The organism is Microbispora bryophytorum, assembly GCF_043197435.1.
Lineage (GTDB): Bacteria > Actinomycetota > Actinomycetes > Streptosporangiales > Streptosporangiaceae > Microbispora > Microbispora bryophytorum.
The window spans coordinates 1-20,927 of the sequence record NZ_JBICTF010000015.1; the positions used below are offsets into that span (position 1 = coordinate 1).

The window sequence follows — 20,927 nt, forward strand, 5'->3', positions numbered from 1 at the left end:
GCCGCTATGACGGGGTCATGCATGATTCATGCACTGGCTTTTAGCACACTGTTGAGTTCTCAAGAAACGGACGCGACCACCATCACCCGAAACCCACCAGGGAGTCCCGAGATCCAGGGCGATGACTTCCGTTCGGCCGACTCTAAGATGATCGCCACATCGCGGACCTGGAGGGCCACACGATCCCGGCTGATGCTCTTGTGAGAGCGACCGCCCCTTTCGGGGCAACCACTCCATCTTAAACCCTCGCCCGCCTCGCGTCAAACCTTTCAGTCTGGCGCGCCACGAGCGACCCGGACTTGACGCGAACGCCCCGTCTGGATGGCTGTCGGAGTGGCTTACCCGTCGGGGCCTGGCCGCCTTTCGGCGTCCCGTGCTCCCGGGGGCGAAGAGAACATTAGGCAACGTCGACCCGGCCGTCAAATCACGCCGAGATGGCCGAAACCCTAGGTCAGACGGGAACTTCCGGCGCAGGCGATCTTCCGCGCCATATGATTGTTACCTACGTCACAGCAACTTTTGGCCATAAAACAGCCGCCCCGGTCCAGGACCGGGGCGGCTGCCCAGTGCCAAGTCAGCGATTGCCAAGCCAGCGTTGTGTCAGGCCGGCACGGTGCCAAGCCAACACGGGTCCGAACACCACGAAGCCGACGTCAGCGCAGCGCGGGGACGTCAGGCGATCTCGACGCCGCCGACCGTCTTCTTGCCCCTGCGCAGCACGAGGAAGCGGCCGTGCAGCAGGTCGTCCGCCGAGGGCACGTACTCCTCGTCGGTGATCTTCGTGTTGTTCAGGTACGCGCCGCCCTCCTTGACCGCCCGGCGCGCTGCGGACTTCGACTCGACCAGGCCGCTCTGCGCGAGCAGCTCGACGTACGGCGCGCCCAGGGCGGGCAGGACCGCCTTGGGCACCTCGGCGAGCGCGGACTCCAGCGTGCGGGCGTCGAGCTCGGCCAGCGAGCCCTGCCCGAACAGCGCGCGCGAAGCCGCGATCACCCCGGCCAGCTCGTCGGGGCCGTGGACCAGAGTCGTCAGGTCCTCGGCCAGGGCGCGTTGCGCCTCCCGAGCGGCCGGCCGCTCGGCCACGGCTAGCTCCAGCTCATCGATCTCCTGCCGTGTCCGGAAGGTGAAGACCTTGAGGAAGCGCACCACGTCCCGGTCGTCGGCGTTCAGCCAGTACTGGTAGAACGCGTACGGCGAGGTCAGCGCGGGATCGAGCCAGACCGCGCCGCCGGCCGTCTTGCCGAACTTCGTGCCGTCGGCCTTGGTGATCAGCTTGCCGGTCAGCGCGTGGACATGCGCTCCGTCGACCCGGCGGATCAGGTCGACGCCCGCGATGATGTTGCCCCACTGGTCGCTGCCGCCGACCTGCAACGCGCATCCGTGCCGCCGGTGCAGCTCGAGGTAGTCGTTGGCCTGCAGGATCTGGTAACTGAACTCGGTGTAGCTGAGCCCCTCGCCGGCGAGCCGAGCGGAGACCGACTCCCTCGCCAGCATGCGGTTGACGGGGAAGTGCTTGCCGATGTCCCGGAGGAAATCGATCGCCGACAGGTTCGCGGTCCAGTCGAGGTTGCTGACCAGCGCCGCCGCTGTCGGTCCCCCCTCGAAGGACAGGAACTTCTCGACCTGCACCCGAATTCGTGAAACCCATTCGGCGACGATGTCGCTGGAGTTCAGCGCCCGCTCGGTGCTGCGGCCGCTCGGGTCACCGATCAAACCGGTGGCGCCTCCGACCAGGCCGATGGGCCGGTGACCTGCCCGCTGGAAACGGGTCAGGATCAGCAGCGTGGCGAGGTTGCCCACGTGCAGAGAGGGTGCGGTCGGGTCGAAGCCCGCATAAACGGTGATCGGACCGTCCGCCAGCGCCTTTCGCAGCGCGTCGATGTCGGTCGTCTGCGCGAGCACGTCGCGCCACTCGAGCTCGTCGAGGATGTCAGCCATCTCCGACGTCGGCACGAGGTTGCCTGAAATTGCGGTCACGGTCGTGGCTTTCGCTTATCGATGGTGGATGCACGGGCTTCCGTACAAGCCTGCCTGATCACGAAACCTTATCGCCACTTCTTACCTACGCGTCAGCTCATGGCTCGGCCTCGACGCCGGGGAACGTGGGCGCGGTATGGCGAGACGGTGGGGTCGCCGTCGATCCAGAACCTCCAGGGCGTCTCGGCCCCCGTCGACACGCCGGTGCGAGGACCTGTCCTGATCTGGCTGGACGGCACGGGCCGGCCCTCGTGCGCCCGGATCGGACCGCCGGAGCAGCAGTCCGTTCCGTTGTGGTCCCGGACCAGGCCGAGCGCCACGGTGAGCCTGGCCGGCCCACGCGCGAGATCACGATCCGGGACACGCCGCACCAACCCCTCCAGGTCCGGCCCGTCGGCGTGCGGCATGCGCCGGATGCGCGCGGTGTGCACACCCGCGATCACTTCGCCGGCGCGTAACAGGACGGCCGAGGCGCTGCCCGCGGGCATGCACACGAGATTGGCGCAGAAGTGCATGCCGTACGTGAAGTAGACGTAGAGGTGCCCCGGGGGACCGAACATGACCGAGTTACGCGGAGTGCGACCCCGATAGGTGTGGGAGGCCGGGTCCTGCCCCGGCCCGCCGTACGCCTCGACCTCGCTCAACCGCACCGCCACCGACCCGTGCACGACCACGCGCCCGAGCAGGTCGGGCGCGACCACGTCGGAAGGGCGGTCGAAGAAGTCGCGGCCGAGCGGGGCGCCCGCGACGTCCTCGATCAGCTCTCGTTCGCCCATGCCGCCTGACCGTCGACGACCTCACGGAGGTTCGCGATCTGGTCGCGGACCCGGTCGGGCGCGGTGCCGCCGAAGGCGCTGCGGGCGGCCAGCGCGCCGTGCACGTTCAGCACGTCGCGGACACTCGCACCCGTGGCGTCGACGGCGAAGTGCGGCGAGACCTTGGCCAGCTCGTCGTCGGTGAGCTCACCGAGGTCCTTGTCGTTCACCTGGCACCACACCACCAGGTGACCGACCGCCTCGTGCGCCTCGCGGAACGGCACCCCGCGGCGGACCAGCAGTTCGGCGAGGTCGGTGGCCAGGGCGAAGCCGTCGGGCGCGCTGGCCTCCAGCTTGGCCTTGTTCACGCGCATCGTGGAGATCATGCCGGACACGGCGGGGAGCACCAGGAGCAGGGTGTCGACCGCGTCGAACACCGGCTCCTTGTCCTCCTGCAGGTCGCGGTTGTAGGTGAGCGGCAGGCCCTTGAGGGTCGTCAGCAGCGACATCAGCGCACCGATCAGCCGGCCGCTCTTGCCCCTGGCCAGCTCGGCCACGTCGGGGTTCTTCTTCTGCGGCATGATCGACGAGCCGGTGGAATAGGCGTCGTCCACCTCGATCCACCGGAACTCCTGCGAGGCCCACAGCACGATCTCCTCGCCGAGCCGGGAGATGTGCACGCCGATCAGCGCCGCGCAGAACAGGAACTCGGCCGCGAAGTCGCGGTCGGCGACGGCGTCCATCGAGTTCGGCGCGGGCGCGTCGAACCCGAGTTCGGCGGCGACGGCGGCGGGGTCGAGCGGCAGGGAGGACCCGGCCAGCGCGCCGGAGCCGAGCGGCGAGACCGCCGCGCGCCTGTCCCAGTCACGGAGGCGGTCCACGTCCCTGGTGAGCGCGTGGACATGCGCCAGAAGCTGGTGGCCGAAGGACACGGGCTGGGCGTGCTGCAGATGCGTCATGCCAGGCGCGGCGACGTCGGCGTTCTCCTCGGCCTGGCTGATCAGCGCCGTCTCCAGCTCGACAAGCCGGGAGACGATCGCACGGACGTGGTCACGCAGGTAGAGGCGCAGGTCGGTGGCGACCTGGTCGTTACGGCTGCGGCCGGCACGGAGTTTGCCGCCCAGCGAGCCGAGCCGTTCGAGCAGGCCGCGCTCCAGCGCCGTGTGCACGTCCTCGTCGGCCACGGTGGGGCGGAACTCCCCCTTGCGGCACGCCTGGTCGAGGTCGTCGAGCGCGCCCAGCATGCGGCCGAGCTCCTCCTGCGTCAGCAGCCCGGCGCGGTGCAGCACGCGCGCGTGCGCGCGCGAGGCCAGCAGATCGTACGGCGCGAGCCGCCAGTCGAACTGCACGCTCACCGACAGGCGCGTGAGGGCGTCCGCGGGTCCCCCCTCGAACCTGCCACCCCAGAGCCGCATCGGCTTGTTGTCCGCCACCGTCTTCTCCCTCCGATATTCAAGTCCCTGCAGAAAAAAATGACCGCGCGCCGTTCCCGCCCGGGGCCGTCATATATGGATCCGTGCGCCTTATCCGGTTTCTCGGATGGACCTTCGACGCGAATCCTTCACGCGGATCCTTCTGCGGGACTAATCCGCGACCTTAGCCGACGTACGCCCCGGTCCCTGCACCGGAACCGGGGCGTATACCGGGTGAATCAGGCCTGGCGGGTATCCGCGCGGCCGCGATTTCCGTGTGGTCCATCGAGTGCGGCGATCTCCTGCCGACCTCGGCCGGCGGGCCCTTCTCCCAAGGTCTGCGCACCGGTCCTCCCGGTAAGGGAGAAGACGGCCACCGATGCGCCGAGTCCGCCCGTGAGTCGGCCCGGCATGTCATGGTTCCTGTTTCTCACTGCCATGATTGCGGACCTCCACGGCGAGCTTGTGCCTGGTCACGTCGGGCGGGCGGCGGGTCGCCAGGTTGAGCAGGGTCTTGGCCAGCGCCTGCCCCCCGGTCGGATCACGGCTGATGACGAGGATCGTGTCGTCGCCGGCCACCGTGCCGAGAATCGACTCCCAGCCCGCGTGGTCGATGGCCGAGGCGAGGAACTGCGCCGCTCCCGGCGGCGTGCGCAGGATCACGAGGTTGGCCGACGCCTCGGCCGACACCAGGAGCTCCTCCGCGATTCTCCGCAGCCGCGCGTCGGGGTTCTCCAGCACGCTGGTGGCGGCACCTGTCCGGTAGATCGGTATCCGTCCCCCGCCCTCGCCGGGCAGCGCGTAGACCAGCGTGCCGTCGTCGGCCCGCAGCTTCAGCGCGCCCAGCTCGTCGAGATCGCGGGAGAGCGTGGCCTGGGTGACCTCCACTCCCTGCTCCGCCAGGAGCTTGGCCAGCTCGGGCTGTGAGCGGACCTTGTGCCTGGTCAGCAGCTCCACTATCCGCGCGTGCCGGGCCGCCTTGGTCAGCGGGATGGTCACGACCCCTCCGCACCCCGCGTCGCCAGCCAGTGCAGCAGCGCCTTCTGAGCGTGCAGCCGGTTCTCCGCCTGGTCCCACACCACGCTCTGCGGTCCGTCGATGACATCCGCGGCGATCTCCAGCCCTCGGTACGCCGGGAGGCAGTGAAGCACGATCGCGCCCGGATCCGCCAGGCCGAGCAGGGCCGTGGACACCTGATAGGAGGCGAAGGCCGCGACCCGCTCGTCCTTGCCGTCTTGGCCCATGGACACCCAGGTGTCGGTCGCGACGACGTGCGCCCCGGCCACCGCGGCCTCCGGATCGGTCACCGCCGTGACGGATCCGCCCGTGGCCGCCGCGATCTCGGCAGCCCGCTCCATGACCAGGGCGTCGGGCAGGTAGCCCGCCGGCGCCCCGATCCGGACGTGCATGCCGGCCGTGGCCCCGCCCAGCAGGTAGGAGTGGGCCATGTTGTTGGCGCCGTCGCCGAGATAGGCGAGCGTGAGGCCCCGCGGCGTGCCCTTGTGCTCCCGGATCGTCTGCAGATCGGCGAGGATCTGGCAGGGATGGAACTCGTCGGTCAGCGCGTTCACCACCGGCACCGTGGAGTGGGCCGCCATCACCTCGATGCGCTCCTGGCCCGCCGTCCGCCACACGATCGCCGCGACCTGCCGGGACAGCACCCGCGCGGTGTCCTCGATCGGCTCTCCGCGTCCCATCTGCGACGTGCCGAGGTCCATGAGCAGAGGCTGGCCGCCCAACTCGGCGACACCGACGGTGAAGGAGACCCGGGTGCGGGTGGACGGCTTGTCGAACAGCACGGCGACCGTGCGGGGGCCCTCGAAGGGCCGGTAGCCGAACCGGTCCTTCTTCATCGCCTCGGCGAGGTCGAGCACCTGCGCCTGCTCTTCCGGCGAGAGGTCGTCGTCCCGCAGGAAGTGTCTTACCTGCGCCGGGTCCGCGCCCTGTCCGACTCGCGCCGGGTCCGCGCCCTGTCTAATTTGCGCCGGGTCCGCGCCCTGTCTCACCCACTCCGTCTGACCACCCTGGCCTGGGCCGGCGACGGGGTTCACAAGGTCGTTGTCAGGCATCTGCGGCCTCCAGGATGCCGGGCAGCGCGTCGAGGAAGGTCTGCACTTCGGATTCGGTGATGACAAGCGGCGGCGCGAGCCGCACCGCGTCGGGCTGCAGGGCGTTGACCAGGAATCCGGCCTCCTGCGCCGCCGACTGCACCTGCGCCGACTTCGGCGCGGTGAGGACGGCGGCGAGCCAGAGCCCGCGTCCCCTGACTCCCTTGAGCAATGGATGCCGCACGGCGGCGATGCCCTCGGACAGCAGCGCCCCCACCGTCGCGACGTTGCCGAGCAGTCCGTCGCGCTCGATCGTGTCGAGCACCGCGAGTGCCGCCGCGCACGAGACCGGGTTGCCACCGAAGGTCGAGCCGTGGTCGCCCTTGGCAAAGACCTCGCCGGCCTCGCCGAAGCCGATGCAGGCACCGATGGGCATGCCTCCGCCGAGGCCCTTGGCCAGCGTCAGGACGTCGGGGACGACCCCCTCCGCCTGGTGGGCGAACCAGTGCCCGGTGCGGCCGATGGCCGACTGGATCTCGTCGGCGACGAGCAGCGCCCCCGCCGAGGAGCAGATCTCCCTGGCGGTGCGGAAGTAGCCGTCGGGCGGCGGTATGACACCGGCCTCACCCTGGGTGGGCTCCAGGAAGACCGCGGAGCAGTCCTCGGTCACCGCGTTCTTGAGCGCGTCCGCGTCCCCGTACGGAACGAACCTGACGTCGAGTGGGAACGGCCCGAACTGGTCGCGGATCGAGGGCTTGCCCGTCAGTGACAGCGCGCCGAGCGTGCGGCCGTGGAAGCCGTTCTCCGTCGCCACCATGTAGCCCCGGCCATGCGTCTTGCCGTACTTGATGGCGATCTTGACTGCCGCCTCGTTGGCCTCGGTGCCGGAGTTGGACAGGAAGACCCGCGCGGGCTCTCCGAGCAGGGCGAGCAGCTTCTCGGCGAGCAGCACCTCGGGCTCGTTCAGGAACAGGTTCGAGGTGTGCGCGAGCGTGGACACCTGCCGGGACACCGCCTCGACCAGGACCGGGTGGTTGTGGCCGAGCGAGGTCACCGCGATGCCGCCGATGAGGTCGAGGTAGCGGCGCCCGTCCACGTCCCAGACCGCGCAGCCCTCGCCGCGGGCGATGGCGACCGGCGGCACCCCATAGTTGCGCATGAACACCGCTTCGAAGCGTCCGCGTAGTTCGTCGTTGGTGGTCACCTGGCAACCTCCCCGTTCACGGCGCCGTCCGCCGTCGCTCCGATCCCGCCTCGCCCCGCCGGGGCGGCGTCGTCGGGCTCGACCATCGTCCCGATGCCCTCGTCGGTGAAGACCTCCAGCAGCAGCGCGTGCGGCACCCGCCCGTCGAGCACGTGGGCCTGGGGGACGCCACCGCGCACGGCCGCCAGGCATGCCTCCATCTTCGGCACCATGCCACTGGACAGCGAGGGCAGCAACCTGGCGAGTTCGGACGCCCCGATGCGGCTGATGACCTCCTCACCCGAGCCTGATTCCCCCCCTTCGGCAGGAGGTTGCCAGTCGGCGTACAGCCCCTCGACGTCGGTGAGGACGATGAGCTTCGACGCCTGGAGCGCCACGGCGAGAGCGGCTGCGGCGGTGTCGGCGTTGACGTTGTAGATCCCGCCGTCCTCGCCCCGGGCCACGGACGACACCACCGGGATGCGGCCGTCGTCCAGCAGGGCCCGCACGGCGCCGGCCTCGACCCGGACGATCTCCCCGACCTGTCCGATGTCAACCTTGACGCCGTCCACGACGACGTGCTTGCGCTCGGCGGTGAACAGGTGGGCGTCCTCGCCGGACATGCCGACCGCGAACGGCCCATGCCCGTTGATCAGCCCGACCACGTCGCGGTTGACCTGGCCGACCAGGACCATCCGGACGACCTGCATCGCCTCGGGCGTGGTCACCCGCAGCCCGGACACGAAGTGGCTGTCGATCCCGAGCAGATCGAGGTGCGACTGGATCTGCGGGCCGCCGCCGTGCACGATCACCGGCCGCAGGCCGGCGTAGCGCAGGAACACCACATCGGCCGCGAACTTGGCCCGCAGGTGCTCCTCCGTCATCGCGTTGCCGCCGTACTTGATGACGATGGTCGCGCCGTGGAAGCGCGCGAGCCAGGGCAGCGCCTCGATCAGGGTGTGCGCCTTGTCCAGGGCGCCGTTCCGTCTGACGTTCATGACGAGTACGCCGAGTTCTCGTGCACGTAGGCCGCCGTGAGGTCCGTGGTGTGCACGGTCGCGGAATGCGGGCCGGCGGACAGGTCGATGGTGATGGTCACGTCGCGGGGCCGCAGGTCGACCTTGGCGCGGTCGTCTCCCGCCGCGCCGCCGCGGCAGATCCAGATGCCGTTGACCGCCACGTTCACCCGCTCCGCCTCGAACACGGCGTCGGTGGTGCCGACCGCGCTGACCACCCGGCCCCAGTTGGGGTCCTCACCGTGGATCGCGCACTTGAGCAGGTTCGAGCGGGCGACCGAACGGCCCACCGCCACCGCGTCCTCCTCCGACGCCGCGCCGACGACCTCGATGGCGATCGCCTTCGAGGCGCCCTCGGCATCGACCTGAAGCTGCCGGGACAGGTCCGCGCACACAGCGGTGACGACCTTCTCGAACTCGGCGAGGTCGGGGCGCACGCCCGACGCTCCGCTCGCGAGCAGCAGCACGGTGTCGTTGGTCGACATGCAGCCGTCGGTGTCGAGCCGGTCGAACGTCACGGAGGTCGCCCTGCGCAGCACCGTGTCGAGTTCCTCGGACGTGAGGTCGGCGTCGGTGGTCAGCACGCACAGCATCGTGGCGAGCGCGGGCGCGAGCATTCCAGCGCCCTTGGCCATGCCGCCCACCATGTAGCCGTTTTCCCCGCGGCGGAACGAGATCTTGCTGACGGTGTCGGTGGTCCGGATCGCGTCGGCCGCCGCCAGGCCGCCGTCGCGGCTGAGCTGGGCGGCCGCGGTTCCCACGCCGCCGAGCAGCGCGTCCAGCGGCAGCCGCTCACCGATCAGGCCGGTGGAGCAGACCGCGATCTCCGCCGCGGAGTCGTCCAGGACCTCCGCCACCTTCTCGGCGGTGGCATGGGTGTCCTGGAAGCCCAGCGGACCGGTGCAGGCGTTGGCGCCGCCGGAGTTGAGGACGACGGCCCTCACCCGGCCGCCGTTGAGGACCTGAACCGACCACAGGACGGGCGCGGCCTTGAAGCGATTGCGAGTGAAGACTCCGGCCGCGGCACGTGAGGGGCCGTCGTTGACGACCAGGGCCAGGTCGCGGGCGCCGCCACTCTTGATTCCGGCGACGATTCCTGCGGCGCGGAAGCCAAGCGGTGCGGTCACGCTCATGCGTGCTCCTCACAGGGGACGATCTTGGTCACGGTGCGACTCCATTGGTGGGAAGGCCGACTTCTTCCGGCAGGCCGAGAGCGAGGTTGGCACTCTGGATCGCGCCGCCCGCCGTCCCCTTGGTGAGATTGTCGATGGCGACGACGGCGACGATCCGCCCGGCCCGCTCGTCGACGGTCACCTGCAGGGCCGCGGTGTTGGCCCCGACCGTCATCGCGGTCGCCGGCCAGACCCCCTCGGGCAGCAGGCGGAGGAACGGCTCGTCCTTCACCGCCGCCTCGTACGCCTCCCGGACCGCGGCGGGGGTGACGCCTGGGGCGGCGGGAGCCGTGCAGGTCGCCAGGATGCCGCGGCTCATCGGCGCGAGGGTCGGCGTGAACGACACCCGCACCGGCCCTCCGGCGACCGCCGACAGGTTCTGCTCCATCTCCGGGGTGTGCCGGTGCACCCCGCCCACGCCGTACGCGCTGACCGAGCCCATGACCTCACTGCCGAGCAGGTGGGTCTTGGGCGCCCGGCCGGCTCCGGAGGTGCCGCTCGCGGCGACGACCACGACGTCGGGCTCGGCCAGCCCGGCCGCGAAGGCGGGGAACATCGCCAGCGTCGCGGCCGTCGGGTAGCAGCCCGGGACCGCGATGCGCCGGGCGCCGCGCAGGACCTCTCGCTGACCGGGCAGCTCGGGCAGGCCGTAGGGCCACGTGCCGGCGTGGACGCCGCCGTAGAATGCTGTCCACTCTTGTGCGTCGGTCAGCCGGAAGTCGGCGCCGCAGTCGACGACGAGCGTGTCGTCGCCGAGTTCGGCGGCGACCGCGGCCGACTGACCGTGCGGGAGGGCGAGGAAGACGACGTCGTGACCGGCGAGCACGTCGGGGGTGGTCTGCTCGATCACCCGGTCGGCCAGCGACGGCAGGTGGGGCTGGTGGGCGCCGAGCCTGGTGCCCGCGCTGGACGCGGCGGTCAGCGCGCCGATCTCGACGGCGGGGTGTCCGAGCAGCAGACGGAGCAGCTCTCCTCCCGCGTAGCCGCTGGCTCCGGCGATCGCCGCCCTCATCCGTGCCCCCCGACTCCTGACGAGCCCTGCATGATCATGCAGGAGACCTCATGTTCTTGCTGGTGTAGAGAGTATGCATCGCAAAGCATGAGCATGCAAGCGGCGTTCCGAAGAATGGACATCTAGCAGACGTACCTACCGGTCGGTATCGTGAAACCTCCGGTTAACGAACGAATCCGGGAGTGCGCCAGCATGACGATCACGAACGAACAGGTCCAGGCCCAGCTCACGGCGCCGGGACAGCTCTTCGAGATGGAAGAGGTCGAGGTCGGCGGTCACAAGATCAGGGCGTGGAAGCACGCGCCGGCGACCTTCCGGGCCCTCCTGGAGATCACCCGGTTTCACGGGGACAAGGTGTTCGTCGTCTACGAGGACGAGCGCATCACGTACGAGGAGCACTTCCGGCTGGCCGCGACGCTCGCCAACCGCTTGGTGGACGACTACGGCGTACGCGAGGGCGACCGCGTCGCCGTGGCCATGCGCAACTACCCCGAGTGGATCGTCTCCTTCTCCGCGGTGCTCGCCGCCGGGGCGGTGGCCGTGCCGCTCAACGCCTGGTGGACCGAGCAGGAGCTGGAGTACGGCCTGAGCGACTCCGGCGCCAAGGTCGTGATCGCCGACGGCGAGCGGGCCGCCCGGATGGCCGGCAGCGGCCTGCCGATGATCGTCACCCGGGGCGAGGGGGCCAACTGGGCGGAGGTCCTCGGCGAGGTCCGCGCCGACGTGACGCTGCCGGCGGTGGAGATCGGCCCCGACGACCCCGCCACGATCTTCTACACCTCCGGCACCACGGGCAGGTCCAAGGGCGCCCTCGGCAGCCACCGCAACCTCGGCCAGGCGCCGATGACCGTCGCGTACGCGATGATGCGTACGGTGGCGATGGCCGGCAGGGACGTGGCCGCGGCGGCGGAAAAGCGCAGGATCACCCTGCTGACCGTGCCCCTCTTCCACGTCACCGGCTGCTTCGCCGTACTGATGACCACGATGTTCAGCGGCGGTGGGCTCGTGCTGATGTACAGGTGGGACCCCAAGCGGGCCCTGGAGCTCATCGAGCGCGAGAAGGTCACCGTGATGAGCGGCGTGCCGACCAACGCCTGGCAGCTGCTGTCGCACGCCGACCTGGACAAGCACGACATCTCCTCGCTCGGCTCCATCTCGTACGGCGGCGCCCCGGCTCCCCCGAAGCTGCTGGAGCGGATCACCGAGTCGCTCCCCAACCGCACGCCCGCCAACGGATACGGCATGACCGAGACGACGGCGCTGGCGATCTACAACAGCGGCGGGGACTACCTGGCCAAGCCCGACAGCATCGGGCTGCCGCTCGCCGTCGTGGACGTCAAGGTCTGCGACCCGCTCGGTGCCGAGCTGCCGCGCGGCCAGGTCGGTGAGCTGTGCATGCGCGGGCCGATCGTGATCATGGGCTACTGGAACCGCCCGGACGCCACCGCGGAGACGCTCGTGGACGGCTGGCTGCACACGGGCGACCTGGCCCGCATCGACGAGGACGGCTACGTCTACATCGTCGACCGCGCCAAGGACATGGTCATCAGGGGCGGCGAGAACGTCTACTGCGCGGAAGTCGAGGCCGCCCTGTTCGAGCATCCCGCGGTGGACGACGCGGCCGTGATCGGCATCCCGGACGACGAGATGGGCGAGCAGGTCGGCGCGGTCGTACGGCTCAGGCAGGGCGCCGAGGCCGGCGGCGAGGAGCTCCAGGAGTTCCTGCGCGGCCGCATCGCGGCGTTCAAGGTGCCGGTGCGGTTCTGGTTCAGGGAGGCCGAACTGCCGCGCAACCCCGGCGGCAAGGTGCTCAAGACCCACCTGCGCAAGGAGACCCTGGGCCTCTAGCCGTCCGCAGGGCGACGGGGCAGCGATCGGCGGGGGCCCGGTTACCTCCCGCGTAATCGCCTCTTCTCGGGGCCGCGTGACACCGTTCACGTGTCGTCACGGAAGACATCCCCGAAGGAGTGGACAATGACCGACTACACCGCCCTGGCCGAGCGTTACATCGCCACCTGGAACGAGCGCGACGACGAGGCCAGGGCGAAGGCGGTGGCGGACCTGTGGACCGAGGACGGCGGCTACGTCGACCCGCTGGCCGCCGTCGCCGGGCACGAGGGGATCGCCGCGGTGATCGCCGGGGCGCAGGAGATGTTCCCCGGGTTCGTGTTCACCCTGGGCGGGCCCGTGGACGGCCATCACGACATCGCGCGCTTCACCTGGCACCTGGGCCCGGAAGCCGCCGGCGAACCCGTCGTGATCGGCTTCGACGTCGTGACGCTCACCGGAGACGGCCGGATCCGCAATGTGTACGGCTTCCTCGACAAGGTCCCCGCCTGATCGCGCTCCCGCTCCGGAGCCGTGCGGGACTTCCACCCCCGGGCGGCTCCGGAAGGCCGGCCACGTCGCCGCGCTCCTCAGGCTGCCGGTCGCCCCATGCGCCCTCGGGAGAGGGCCGAGCGCGGGCCGCGCGGAGTCGCCGGACGCAGTGCTCGCCGGCGTGAAATGTTCATCGGCGTTTCGGCATTACAGGTCGTCTTTTATTGGTCCGCGGCCTCGAAATTTTTCAGCCGTTCTTTGACATGTTTCAGAGCCGGTTCTCACAATGATCCTCCGGCGAACCCCGGGGCCGGGCGGCGCTCCCCTACCGGCGATAACGCCGCCCGGCCGTCCCCCTCGATCGGAGGAGCACACATGGTCGACAGCGCCGCGCCCAGTGCAAGACGTGCAGGCTTACGCAGGACCCTCGCCACGGCGCTCGCGGGCGTCGTGACCGCGGCGCTCGCCACCGTGACCTTCTCGGCCACCGCCGCGCAAGCGGCCGACTGCAGCGCCGGATACGTCGGCCTGACCTACGACGACGGCCCCAACCCCAGCAACACCACCAACCTGCTCAACACCCTCAGGTCGAACGGCCTGCGCGCCACGTTCTTCAACATCGGGCAGAACGCCCAGAACAACCCCTCCCTGGTCCGAGCCCAGGTCGACGCCGGCATGTGGGTCGGCAACCACAGCTGGACCCACCCCCACCTCACCCAGATGAGCAGCTCCCAAATCCAGTCAGAACTCCAGCGCACCCAGCAGGCCATCCAACAGGCCACCGGCACCGCACCAAAACTCTTCCGCCCCCCATACGGCGAAACCAACTCCACACTCAAGTCAGTCGAACAACAACTCGGACTCAGAGAAATCATCTGGGACGTCGACTCCCAAGACTGGAACGGCGCCAGCACCTCACAAATCGTCCAAGCCGCCGGCCGCCTCCAGAACGGCCAAATCATCCTCATGCACGACCAATACGCCACCACCGTCCAAGCCATCTCACAAATCGCCGCCAACCTCCGCAGCCGCAACCTCTGCGCCGGCATGATCTCCCCCACCACCGGACGCGCCGTCGCCCCCGACGGCAGCGGACCCGCCTCCCCATCCCCGACAAGCCCCCAGTCCCCCAGCGCGACTCCCACCTCTGGTGGTGGCAGTGGGTCGATCAGGGGTGTCGCCTCTGGCCGCTGCCTGGACGTGCCGAACGCGAGCACCGCCGACGGCACGCAGGTGCAGCTGTACGACTGCAACGGCCAGACCAACCAGACCTGGAGCTCCACATCTGCCGGTGAGATCCGCGTGTACGGCAACAAGTGCCTCGACGCGGCCGGCACCGGCAACGGCGCCAAGGTGCAGATCTACAGCTGCTGGGGCGGCGACAACCAGAAGTGGCGCGTCAACTCCGACGGCAGCATCCAGGGCGTCCAGTCCGGGCTGTGCCTGGACGCCGTCGGGCAGGGCACCGGCAATGGCACCCAGATCCAGCTGTATGCCTGCCACGGCGGCACCAACCAGAAGTGGACCTGGAACAGATAGCCCGGACCTGTGGCCCGTAGTGCGGAACACCCCGCCGCACCGCGGGCCACGACCCGGCCGCCTCCTTGTCGTACGAACCTGGCCGTCGGTCTCCTGCCGCGCGGGCTGACCACCAGGAACGGTGCGGCGCTCTCCCTGAGCGCCGCGCCCCTTGTCGTCCGCTCGTCCTATTGCGAACGGACGAGTGTTCGCGCACCCCGCCAGCCGGGGAAACACATCGCGAGGCGCTCACGCGTTGCTACGGTGAGCGCATGACGGCAGAGGCATGGAGCGAAGCGCCATTGAGTGACACGCACGGTCTCCCGAGCTGGATCTTCCCTCCAGCGGAAGGTTTCAAGGCGGCCGACCTCGATCACATGCCGCAACTTCCTGCGCACACAGAGTTGATTGATGGAAGCTTGGTCTTCGTGAGCCCCCAAGCCTCCTTTCACACGCGAGCTGTCGATCTCCTCACAGCGGGACTGCGGCGTCATCTACCCCGGGGGCTGCGCACACGCCGCGAGATGAGCGTGATACTTGGCCCACGCCAACGGCCGGAACCGGATGTTTGCGTCATCCGCGCCGAAGCGGACCAGACACCGGAACAGACGGCCTACGAGGCGAGTGACGTGCTTTTGGTCATCGAGGTCGTCTCGCCGGACTCGGAGGAGCGGGATCGCAAGCGCAAGCCGCAGCTCTACGCCGAGGCGGGGATCGCGCACTTCTGGCGCATTGAGAACCAGGCGGGGCGGCCCACGGTCTACGTGTACGAACTCGACCCGGCCACCACGGCATACGCGCTGACCGGGATCCACCACGACCGGCTCAAGCTGGCGGTGCCCTTCGACGTGGACATCGACCTCACCGAGATCGACGCTTTCTGAACTCCGCCCACGACGGGCCGGGCGCTCTCCGGCCTCGAAAACGTCAGCACGACCAGGGGACGGTGACGAATGTTCAGCGGCAGACGTCCTGCGCGTATCTGATGAATCCGCTCCTCGTGAAGCTCTCCCCCGGGTAGCGGCCGTTGATCTGGCCCGGCTTCAGGTCGTCGAAATCCGCCAGCGTGAAGGACACCTGACCGTAGTACATGTCCTTGCCCGCATCCGGCCACGCCATGAGGCGGTAGGTGACGCCTGGCACCAGCCGGGCGTCACCGGAAATCAGGGTCCAGTCCGATCCCGGCGACTTCGGATCCAGCCACGTGAAGTGGTCGCGGCCTTTCTCGGTGGTGAACTTTGCCACCAGCTTCTCCGACTCCTTTTCCTCGATGAAAACCGTGATCTGGCGGGGCGGGGAGTCGTCGCACCAGGTGACGGCGACGGAGGGAGCGCCGTCCTTGGACCGCATAATGCTGACCGCACCCCCCTCCCGCTGCGAGCAGGCCGCGAGCACTGCCACCAGTGTGAGACCTGTCGCCGCAACAGCCGCCGCCCTGCCCGTTAGCATTGGGTATAGCCTCCATCTTTCCAGTTGGCCTGCTGTTCGAAGCCTTGAGCTTGGCCATGAAGGCGTCGGCCTTGCCCGAAGGCAGGAACGCCTCAGGGTCGATCGTGCCGTCCTTGGCGATCTTCACGTTCTTGGCGATCTTCCACATGAGGTCGAGCTCGTCATAGCTGAGCCTCGGGTCGTACGCCGTCATGTAGGCGTCCCGCCGTACGCCGACGTATCCCAATAGCCCTTGGGCGCCTCGTAGCCGTTCGGCATGACGCCGAGTTCCTTGGCCCGCTCGTCAGTGAACTTCGGCTGCGTGGCCTGGTACTCCGGCGAGTACATGTAGTTGATCCACCAGTTCCAGGCGGCGTCGGTCATGTAGCAGGTGTCGCCGCTGCACACGTATCCGCCGCAGGCGTAGCCGGCGAGGCAGACCTCGACACCGGAGTGCCCGGTGGGGTCGGCCCTGGTGAGGGGCGAGGCATCGCCGTAGGTGTAGCGGTTGGCCCGGACGGAGGGAACCGGATCCAGGGTCGCGGTGTCGCGTGAGGCGAAGGTGCCGCTGCCGGGCTGGTACCAGCGGGCCGCCATGTCGACCCTCCCGGTGCCCGGATCGGTGTAGTCGCCCTGATAGCCCAGATCATGCCTGGTCCCGGTCTGGGCGACGACCTGCCCGAAGGGGTCGTAGGCGGCGGAGTCCGCCAGGCTCGTCCCCTGGGCGTCGAAGGTTCCGACGAGGTCACCGTGCAGGTCTGTCAGGGCCATCGCGTGCCCGGCGGCGTTAGAGACGCCGAGCAGGTTGCCCAGGGCGTCGCGTCCGAACGCCTGCTCCGTGGCGCCGTCGGTGCCGGTGATGGTCAGCAGGTTGTCGGTCAGCCCTTCATAGGTGAGGCGTCCGGTGTCCTGGCCCTTGACACGAGTGTTCATCCGGTCCAGCGCGTCGTAGCCGTACTGGACGTCCTCGTCCTGCACCAGCCGGTCGAAGGCGTCGAACTTGGTGATCGAGACGCGGCCGTCGGCGTTCTTCTCCGCGAGCGTGCCCCTGGGCGGTGTAGGTGTAGGTGCTGCCGCCCCCGGAGACGAGGCGGTTGCGCTCATCGTAGGTGTAGGTGACGTCACCGGCTCGGATCCGGTTCCCGGCCGCGGCGAAAAAGGTGCACTGGTCCCCCTGCAATCCGGTCCGGAAAAAGAGAAATCCCACACGGCCGTTCCAGCACCCCGAGAATTCCAACGCCGGACCGGTATCCATATAACCCACGGAATCTATCAATACGAAATCATCGATGTCCATCCGCAAAAAAATGCGATCTGCATCATTTAGGAAATTCGTCTTTTCTCTAGATCTCATCTAGAAGACACGGCGGGAATGGCGCGTGCGGTGAACTCGGGAAGCGGCCGTCCTTCCCGGTCTCCCGGGACCCGGCACACCGGTGGCGGTCGGGCGGGCAGACGTGATCACTGCTGAATGGGCATTGATCCTCTGGTTACCCGCGCGTATCGTCCGGAGTTGAGCACCACTCACATTCACGCGCGTGAACAGCACGAACCTCGGTCCCTTCACACCCCCCGACATCGCGAAGGGAAGTTCCCCCATGTACGCGCGCCTTCGACGGGCGATCACCGCTGCCGCCGCGCTGGCCCTCGTCGCCGTCTGCCTGCCGGCGGCGCCGGCCGCCGCGGCCCCCTACTACCCTCCCGACGACTACTGCCTGGGCCAGTGCGCGGACGTCCTGCCACCCGGGCAGAACGGCAACGCCACCCTCGTCGACATCCTCGGCAACCAGGCCCTCGGCACGTACCCGGCCCACAGCAAGGACCAGCTCGGCAAGTACGCCGACCTCGTCTCGGGCTACACCGGCCTGACCGACGAGCAGATCACCGCGTTCTTCAACGACAGCTCGTTCGGCGTGCCGGCGGACCAGGTCGGCAGCACGGTCAGCCCGCGCTCGGATGTCACCATCGTCCGCGACAAGGCGACCGGTGTCCCGCACGTCACCGGCACCACCCGTGAGGGCACCATGTTCGGGGCGGGATACGCCGGTGCGCAGGACCGCCTGTGGCTGATGGACCTCATGCGCCACGTCGGCCGGGGCGAGCTGACGCCGTTCGCCGGTGGCGCCGCCGGCAACAGGGAACTGGAGCAGAGCGTCTGGCGCAACTCCCCCTACACCGAGGCCGACCTCCAGGCCCAGATCGACCGGTTGAAGACGGCCGGGACCCGGGGCGCCCAGCTCTACGCGGACGTGCAGAACTACGTCGACGGGATCAACGCGTACATCGACCACTGCATGGCCGGCCGCGACTGCCCGGGTGAGTACGTGCTCACCGGCCACCTCGACGCGATCACGAACAAGGGCGGCCCGGAGGACTTCCGGATGACCGACCTGATCGCGGTCTCCGGCGTGATCGGCGGTCTGTTCGGCGGTGGCGGCGGCGCCGAGATGCAGTCCGCCCTCGTACGCGTGGCCGCGCGGGCGAAGTACGGCGCCGCCGAGGGCGACCGAACGTGGGCGGCCCTCCGCTCGCAGAACGACCCGGAGACCGTGCTCACCCTGCACAACGGGCAGAGCTTCCCCTTCGGGACGGCCCCGGCCGGCGCGACCGGAGTGGTGCTGCCCGACGCGGGCACGACCGCGCCGGTCGACATCACGGCCAACGAGACCGGCACCGCGACGTCCGCGACCACGCAGGTCAAGAGCGCGCTGACCGGGCTCACGGTGGACAACTCCAAGCCGGAGATGTCCAACGCCATCGTGGTCTCGGCCGCCAAGGCGACCGGCGGCCATCCGATCGCCGTATTCGGTCCGCAGACCGGCTATTTCGCGCCGCAACTGCTCATGCTGGAGGAGCTGTCCGGGCCTGGAATCCGGGCGCGTGGCGCGGCCTTCGCCGGGCTCAACCTCTACGTGCTGCTCGGACGCGGCACCGATTACGCCTGGAGCGCCACCTCGGCCGCCGAGGACATCACCGACACCTACGCCGTGACGCTGTGCGACCCGAACGGCGGCACGCCCGCGGTCTCCAGCGACCACTACCTCTACCACGGCGTCTGCACGCCGATGGAGACCCTGAAGAAGACCAACTCCTGGAAGCCCAACACGGCCGACTCCACCGCCGCCGGGTCGTATGACCTGGTCATCAAGCGGACCAAGTATGGCCTGGTCACCTGGCGGGGCACGGTCGGCGGCGTGCCGACGGCCTTCACCGCGCTGCGCTCGACCTATCAGCACGAGGCGGACTCCGCGATCGGCTTCCAGATGTTCAACGACCCCGCGGAGATGGGCTCGGCGACCGCCTTCCGCGACTCGGCCTCCACCATCGGCTTCGCGTTCAACTGGTTCTACGTGAACTCCGCAGACGCGGCGTACTTCATGTCCGGCAACGTTCCCGTGCGGTCGGCGGTGTCCGATCCGAACCTGCCCATGACGGGCGACGCCGCCCACGAGTGGAGCGGCTTCGACCCGGCGGTCAACACGGCGTCCTATCTCCCGCCCTCGGCCCACCCGCAGGCGGTCAACCAGGACTACTTCGTGAGCTGGAACAACAAGCAGGCCACCGACTTCGGCGCGGCCGACGGCAACTTCAGCTTCGGCGCGGTCCACCGGGCCGACCTGCTGGACGCACCGGTCAAGGCGGCCCTGTCCTCGGGCACCCTCGACCGCGCCGGGGTCGTGAAGGTCATGGCGTCGGCCGCGACGACCGACCTGCGCGGATGGAAGGTGCTGCCCACGCTGCTGCGCGTGGTCAACAGCACGTCCGTCTCCGACCCCGCCCTGGCCTCGGCCGTCTCCAAGCTGTCCGCCTGGGCCGCCGCGGGCGCCAAACGGCAGGAGACCGCCAAGGGCAGCAAGACCTATGCGCACGCCGACGCCATCCGGATCTTCGACGCGTGGTGGCCGAAGCTGGTGCGGGCGCAGTTCCGGCCCGGGCTGGGTGACGGGCTCTACCAGGCGCTGGTCAACGCGCTGCAGATCAACGAGTCGCCGTCCGGGCACCAGCAGGGCGACGTCTCCTCGCTGCCCGGCTCGGCCGGCGAGGCCCAGGCGCACAAGGGGTCGTCGTTCCAGTACGGGTGGTGGGGCTACGTGGACAAGGACATCCGGGCCGTACTGGGCGACCCGGTGGCCGCTCCCCTGCCCGCGAAGTACTGCGGGGCGAGCGTGGCGGCCTGCCGTACGGTCCTGCTGGACAGCCTGTCCGCGGCGCTGGCCGAACCGGCGGCGACGACCTACCCGGGTGACGACTCCTGCTCGGCGGGCGACCAGTGGTGCGCCGACGCCGTCCGGCAGTCGCCACTCGGAGGCGTCAAGCACTCGCTGATCTCCTGGCAGAACCGGCCGACCTACCAGCAGGTCGTCTCATTCCCCGCGCACCGCGGCGACGATGTGACCGACCTCGCCCTGGGCCGTACGGCGAGCGCGTCGAGCACGCAGGGCTCCTACAGCCCTGCAAAGGCGGTCGACGGAGACCCCGCCAGCCGGTGGGCCAGCGGGTGGAGCGACAACCAGTACATCCAGGTCGATCTCGGCTCGGCGAAGACCGTGGGACGGGTGATCCTGCGCTGGGAGACGGCCTACGGCTCGTCGTACCGGATCCAGACCTCGGCGGACGGCGCGACGTGGACCAGTGTCGCGCAGACGACCACGGGCGACGGCGGCGTGGACACGATCACATTCGCGCCGACCAGCGCGCGGTACGTGCGGATGCAGGGCGTCAAGCGCGGCACCGGCTACGGCTACTCGCTGTACTCCTTCGAGGTGTACGGCAGGTAGGACACCGGTCAGCCCGGCTCGCGCCAGCCCTCGCCCTCCTCGGCGAGGGCGTCGAGCCGGGCGAGGTCGGCCGGGCCGAGGGCGCCGGCCGGGTCGTCCACGACGACCACCCACTGGGCGTCCTCGGCGTCGTCCTCACCCGCGAGCAGCTCACGGACGACGCCGGGAACGCCGAGTGCCGGGAACAGCTCGGCCACGCTCTCGGCGGACTCCTCCGCGCTGTCCCGCTCGGGGAACACCAGCAGGTGACGCACCGATCCTCCGGAAGAGACGACCGCGGGTGCCGGCACCGTGCCCACGAAAACACCG

17 protein-coding genes are annotated in these 20,927 nt (G+C 69.4%); 5 read left to right on the forward strand and 12 right to left on the reverse strand.

Annotated elements, in window-relative coordinates:
* Positions 1–672: 672 nt before the first annotated feature.
* The 9 genes from tyrS to argC all read right to left on the reverse strand — a co-directional run bounded on the left by tyrS (position 673) and on the right by argC (position 10,575).
* Positions 673–1,938, reverse strand: a complete 1,266-nt coding sequence (gene tyrS, locus ACGFIB_RS34935; protein WP_142575245.1) for a tyrosine--tRNA ligase — start codon at positions 1,936–1,938, stop codon at positions 673–675.
* A gap of 131 nt (positions 1,939–2,069) precedes the next feature.
* Positions 2,070–2,753 (reverse strand): DNA-3-methyladenine glycosylase, encoded by a 684-nt coding sequence (locus ACGFIB_RS34940; RefSeq protein ID WP_357252978.1) that lies wholly within the window; start codon positions 2,751–2,753, stop codon positions 2,070–2,072.
* Positions 2,735–4,147 (reverse strand): argininosuccinate lyase, encoded by a 1,413-nt coding sequence (gene argH / locus ACGFIB_RS34945; RefSeq protein WP_357252997.1) that lies wholly within the window; start codon positions 4,145–4,147, stop codon positions 2,735–2,737. Before argH ends, ACGFIB_RS34940 begins: the two co-directional genes overlap by 19 nt.
* A 411-nt stretch (positions 4,148–4,558) precedes the next feature.
* On the reverse strand, positions 4,559–5,143 hold the full coding sequence (locus ACGFIB_RS34950; RefSeq protein WP_393377662.1) for an arginine repressor: 585 nt from the start codon (positions 5,141–5,143) through the stop codon (positions 4,559–4,561).
* Positions 5,140–6,213 carry an ornithine carbamoyltransferase gene (gene argF, locus ACGFIB_RS34955; protein ID WP_393377665.1) on the reverse strand — a complete coding sequence of 358 codons (1,074 nt, stop codon included), beginning with the start codon at positions 6,211–6,213 and terminating at the stop codon, positions 5,140–5,142. Before argF ends, ACGFIB_RS34950 begins: the two co-directional genes overlap by 4 nt.
* On the reverse strand, positions 6,206–7,351 hold the full coding sequence (locus ACGFIB_RS34960; protein ID WP_393377811.1) for an acetylornithine transaminase: 1,146 nt from the start codon (positions 7,349–7,351) through the stop codon (positions 6,206–6,208). Before ACGFIB_RS34960 ends, argF begins: the two co-directional genes overlap by 8 nt.
* 41 nt (positions 7,352–7,392) lie before the next feature.
* Positions 7,393–8,373 carry an acetylglutamate kinase gene (gene argB / locus ACGFIB_RS34965; protein ID WP_142575229.1) on the reverse strand — a complete coding sequence of 327 codons (981 nt, stop codon included), beginning with the start codon at positions 8,371–8,373 and terminating at the stop codon, positions 7,393–7,395.
* Positions 8,370–9,524 carry a bifunctional glutamate N-acetyltransferase/amino-acid acetyltransferase ArgJ gene (gene argJ / locus ACGFIB_RS34970; RefSeq protein ID WP_357252985.1) on the reverse strand — a complete coding sequence of 385 codons (1,155 nt, stop codon included), beginning with the start codon at positions 9,522–9,524 and terminating at the stop codon, positions 8,370–8,372. The genes argB and argJ overlap by 4 nt, the downstream gene beginning before the upstream one ends.
* 28 nt (positions 9,525–9,552) lie before the next feature.
* On the reverse strand, positions 9,553–10,575 hold the full coding sequence (argC, locus tag ACGFIB_RS34975; RefSeq protein ID WP_357252988.1) for an N-acetyl-gamma-glutamyl-phosphate reductase: 1,023 nt from the start codon (positions 10,573–10,575) through the stop codon (positions 9,553–9,555).
* A gap of 192 nt (positions 10,576–10,767) precedes the next feature.
* Between argC and ACGFIB_RS34980 the strand changes: the two genes are divergently transcribed.
* The 4 genes from ACGFIB_RS34980 (at position 10,768) to ACGFIB_RS34995 (ending at position 15,296) form a co-directional block, all read left to right on the forward strand.
* Positions 10,768–12,423, forward strand: coding sequence for a class I adenylate-forming enzyme family protein (locus tag ACGFIB_RS34980; RefSeq protein ID WP_393377668.1), 1,656 nt, complete (start codon positions 10,768–10,770; stop codon positions 12,421–12,423).
* A 126-nt stretch (positions 12,424–12,549) separates the two neighbouring features.
* On the forward strand, positions 12,550–12,915 hold the full coding sequence (locus ACGFIB_RS34985) for a nuclear transport factor 2 family protein (protein WP_142575225.1): 366 nt from the start codon (positions 12,550–12,552) through the stop codon (positions 12,913–12,915).
* 354 nt (positions 12,916–13,269) lie between these two features.
* Positions 13,270–14,433: a polysaccharide deacetylase family protein gene (locus ACGFIB_RS34990; protein WP_393377671.1), complete on the forward strand. Its 1,164-nt coding sequence runs from the start codon at positions 13,270–13,272 to the stop codon at positions 14,431–14,433.
* 251 nt (positions 14,434–14,684) lie between these two features.
* Entirely contained in the window at positions 14,685–15,296 is a 612-nt protein-coding gene (locus ACGFIB_RS34995) for a Uma2 family endonuclease (RefSeq protein ID WP_393377673.1), read from the forward strand.
* 73 nt (positions 15,297–15,369) lie between these two features.
* Here ACGFIB_RS34995 and ACGFIB_RS35000 read toward each other — a convergent pair whose 3' ends face one another.
* Both ACGFIB_RS35000 and ACGFIB_RS35005 read right to left on the reverse strand, forming a co-directional pair.
* Positions 15,370–15,813 (reverse strand): hypothetical protein, encoded by a 444-nt coding sequence (locus ACGFIB_RS35000; RefSeq protein ID WP_357250906.1) that lies wholly within the window; start codon positions 15,811–15,813, stop codon positions 15,370–15,372.
* A gap of 237 nt (positions 15,814–16,050) precedes the next feature.
* Positions 16,051–16,944, reverse strand: coding sequence for an RHS repeat-associated core domain-containing protein (locus ACGFIB_RS35005; RefSeq protein ID WP_357264965.1), 894 nt, complete (start codon positions 16,942–16,944; stop codon positions 16,051–16,053).
* Positions 16,945–17,438: 494 nt separating this feature from the next.
* Between ACGFIB_RS35005 and ACGFIB_RS35010 the strand changes: the two genes are divergently transcribed.
* Positions 17,439–20,618: a penicillin acylase family protein gene (locus tag ACGFIB_RS35010; protein WP_393377813.1), complete on the forward strand. Its 3,180-nt coding sequence runs from the start codon at positions 17,439–17,441 to the stop codon at positions 20,616–20,618.
* Positions 20,619–20,626: 8 nt separating this feature from the next.
* Here ACGFIB_RS35010 and ACGFIB_RS35015 read toward each other — a convergent pair whose 3' ends face one another.
* Positions 20,627–20,917: a hypothetical protein gene (locus ACGFIB_RS35015; RefSeq protein WP_229689704.1), complete on the reverse strand. Its 291-nt coding sequence runs from the start codon at positions 20,915–20,917 to the stop codon at positions 20,627–20,629.
* Between the last annotated feature and the right edge of the window lie 10 nt (positions 20,918–20,927).

Coding starts and splice junctions, on each gene's coding strand:
- tyrS (WP_142575245.1), bottom strand. CDS start 1,938: ATGGCTGACATCCTCGACGAGCTCGAGTGGCGCGACGTGCTCGCGCAG.
- ACGFIB_RS34940 (WP_357252978.1), bottom strand. CDS start 2,753: ATGGGCGAACGAGAGCTGATCGAGGACGTCGCGGGCGCCCCGCTCGGC.
- argH (WP_357252997.1), bottom strand. CDS start 4,147: ATGCGGCTCTGGGGTGGCAGGTTCGAGGGGGGACCCGCGGACGCCCTC.
- argF (WP_393377665.1), bottom strand. CDS start 6,213: ATGCCTGACAACGACCTTGTGAACCCCGTCGCCGGCCCAGGCCAGGGT.
- ACGFIB_RS34960 (WP_393377811.1), bottom strand. CDS start 7,351: ATGCGCAACTATGGGGTGCCGCCGGTCGCCATCGCCCGCGGCGAGGGC.
- argB (WP_142575229.1), bottom strand. CDS start 8,373: ATGAACGTCAGACGGAACGGCGCCCTGGACAAGGCGCACACCCTGATC.
- argJ (WP_357252985.1), bottom strand. CDS start 9,524: ATGAGCGTGACCGCACCGCTTGGCTTCCGCGCCGCAGGAATCGTCGCC.
- argC (WP_357252988.1), bottom strand. CDS start 10,575: ATGAGGGCGGCGATCGCCGGAGCCAGCGGCTACGCGGGAGGAGAGCTG.
- ACGFIB_RS34980 (WP_393377668.1), top strand. CDS start 10,768: ATGACGATCACGAACGAACAGGTCCAGGCCCAGCTCACGGCGCCGGGA.
- ACGFIB_RS34985 (WP_142575225.1), top strand. CDS start 12,550: ATGACCGACTACACCGCCCTGGCCGAGCGTTACATCGCCACCTGGAAC.
- ACGFIB_RS34990 (WP_393377671.1), top strand. CDS start 13,270: ATGGTCGACAGCGCCGCGCCCAGTGCAAGACGTGCAGGCTTACGCAGG.
- ACGFIB_RS34995 (WP_393377673.1), top strand. CDS start 14,685: ATGACGGCAGAGGCATGGAGCGAAGCGCCATTGAGTGACACGCACGGT.
- ACGFIB_RS35005 (WP_357264965.1), bottom strand. CDS start 16,944: ATGAGCGCAACCGCCTCGTCTCCGGGGGCGGCAGCACCTACACCTACA.
- ACGFIB_RS35010 (WP_393377813.1), top strand. CDS start 17,439: ATGTACGCGCGCCTTCGACGGGCGATCACCGCTGCCGCCGCGCTGGCC.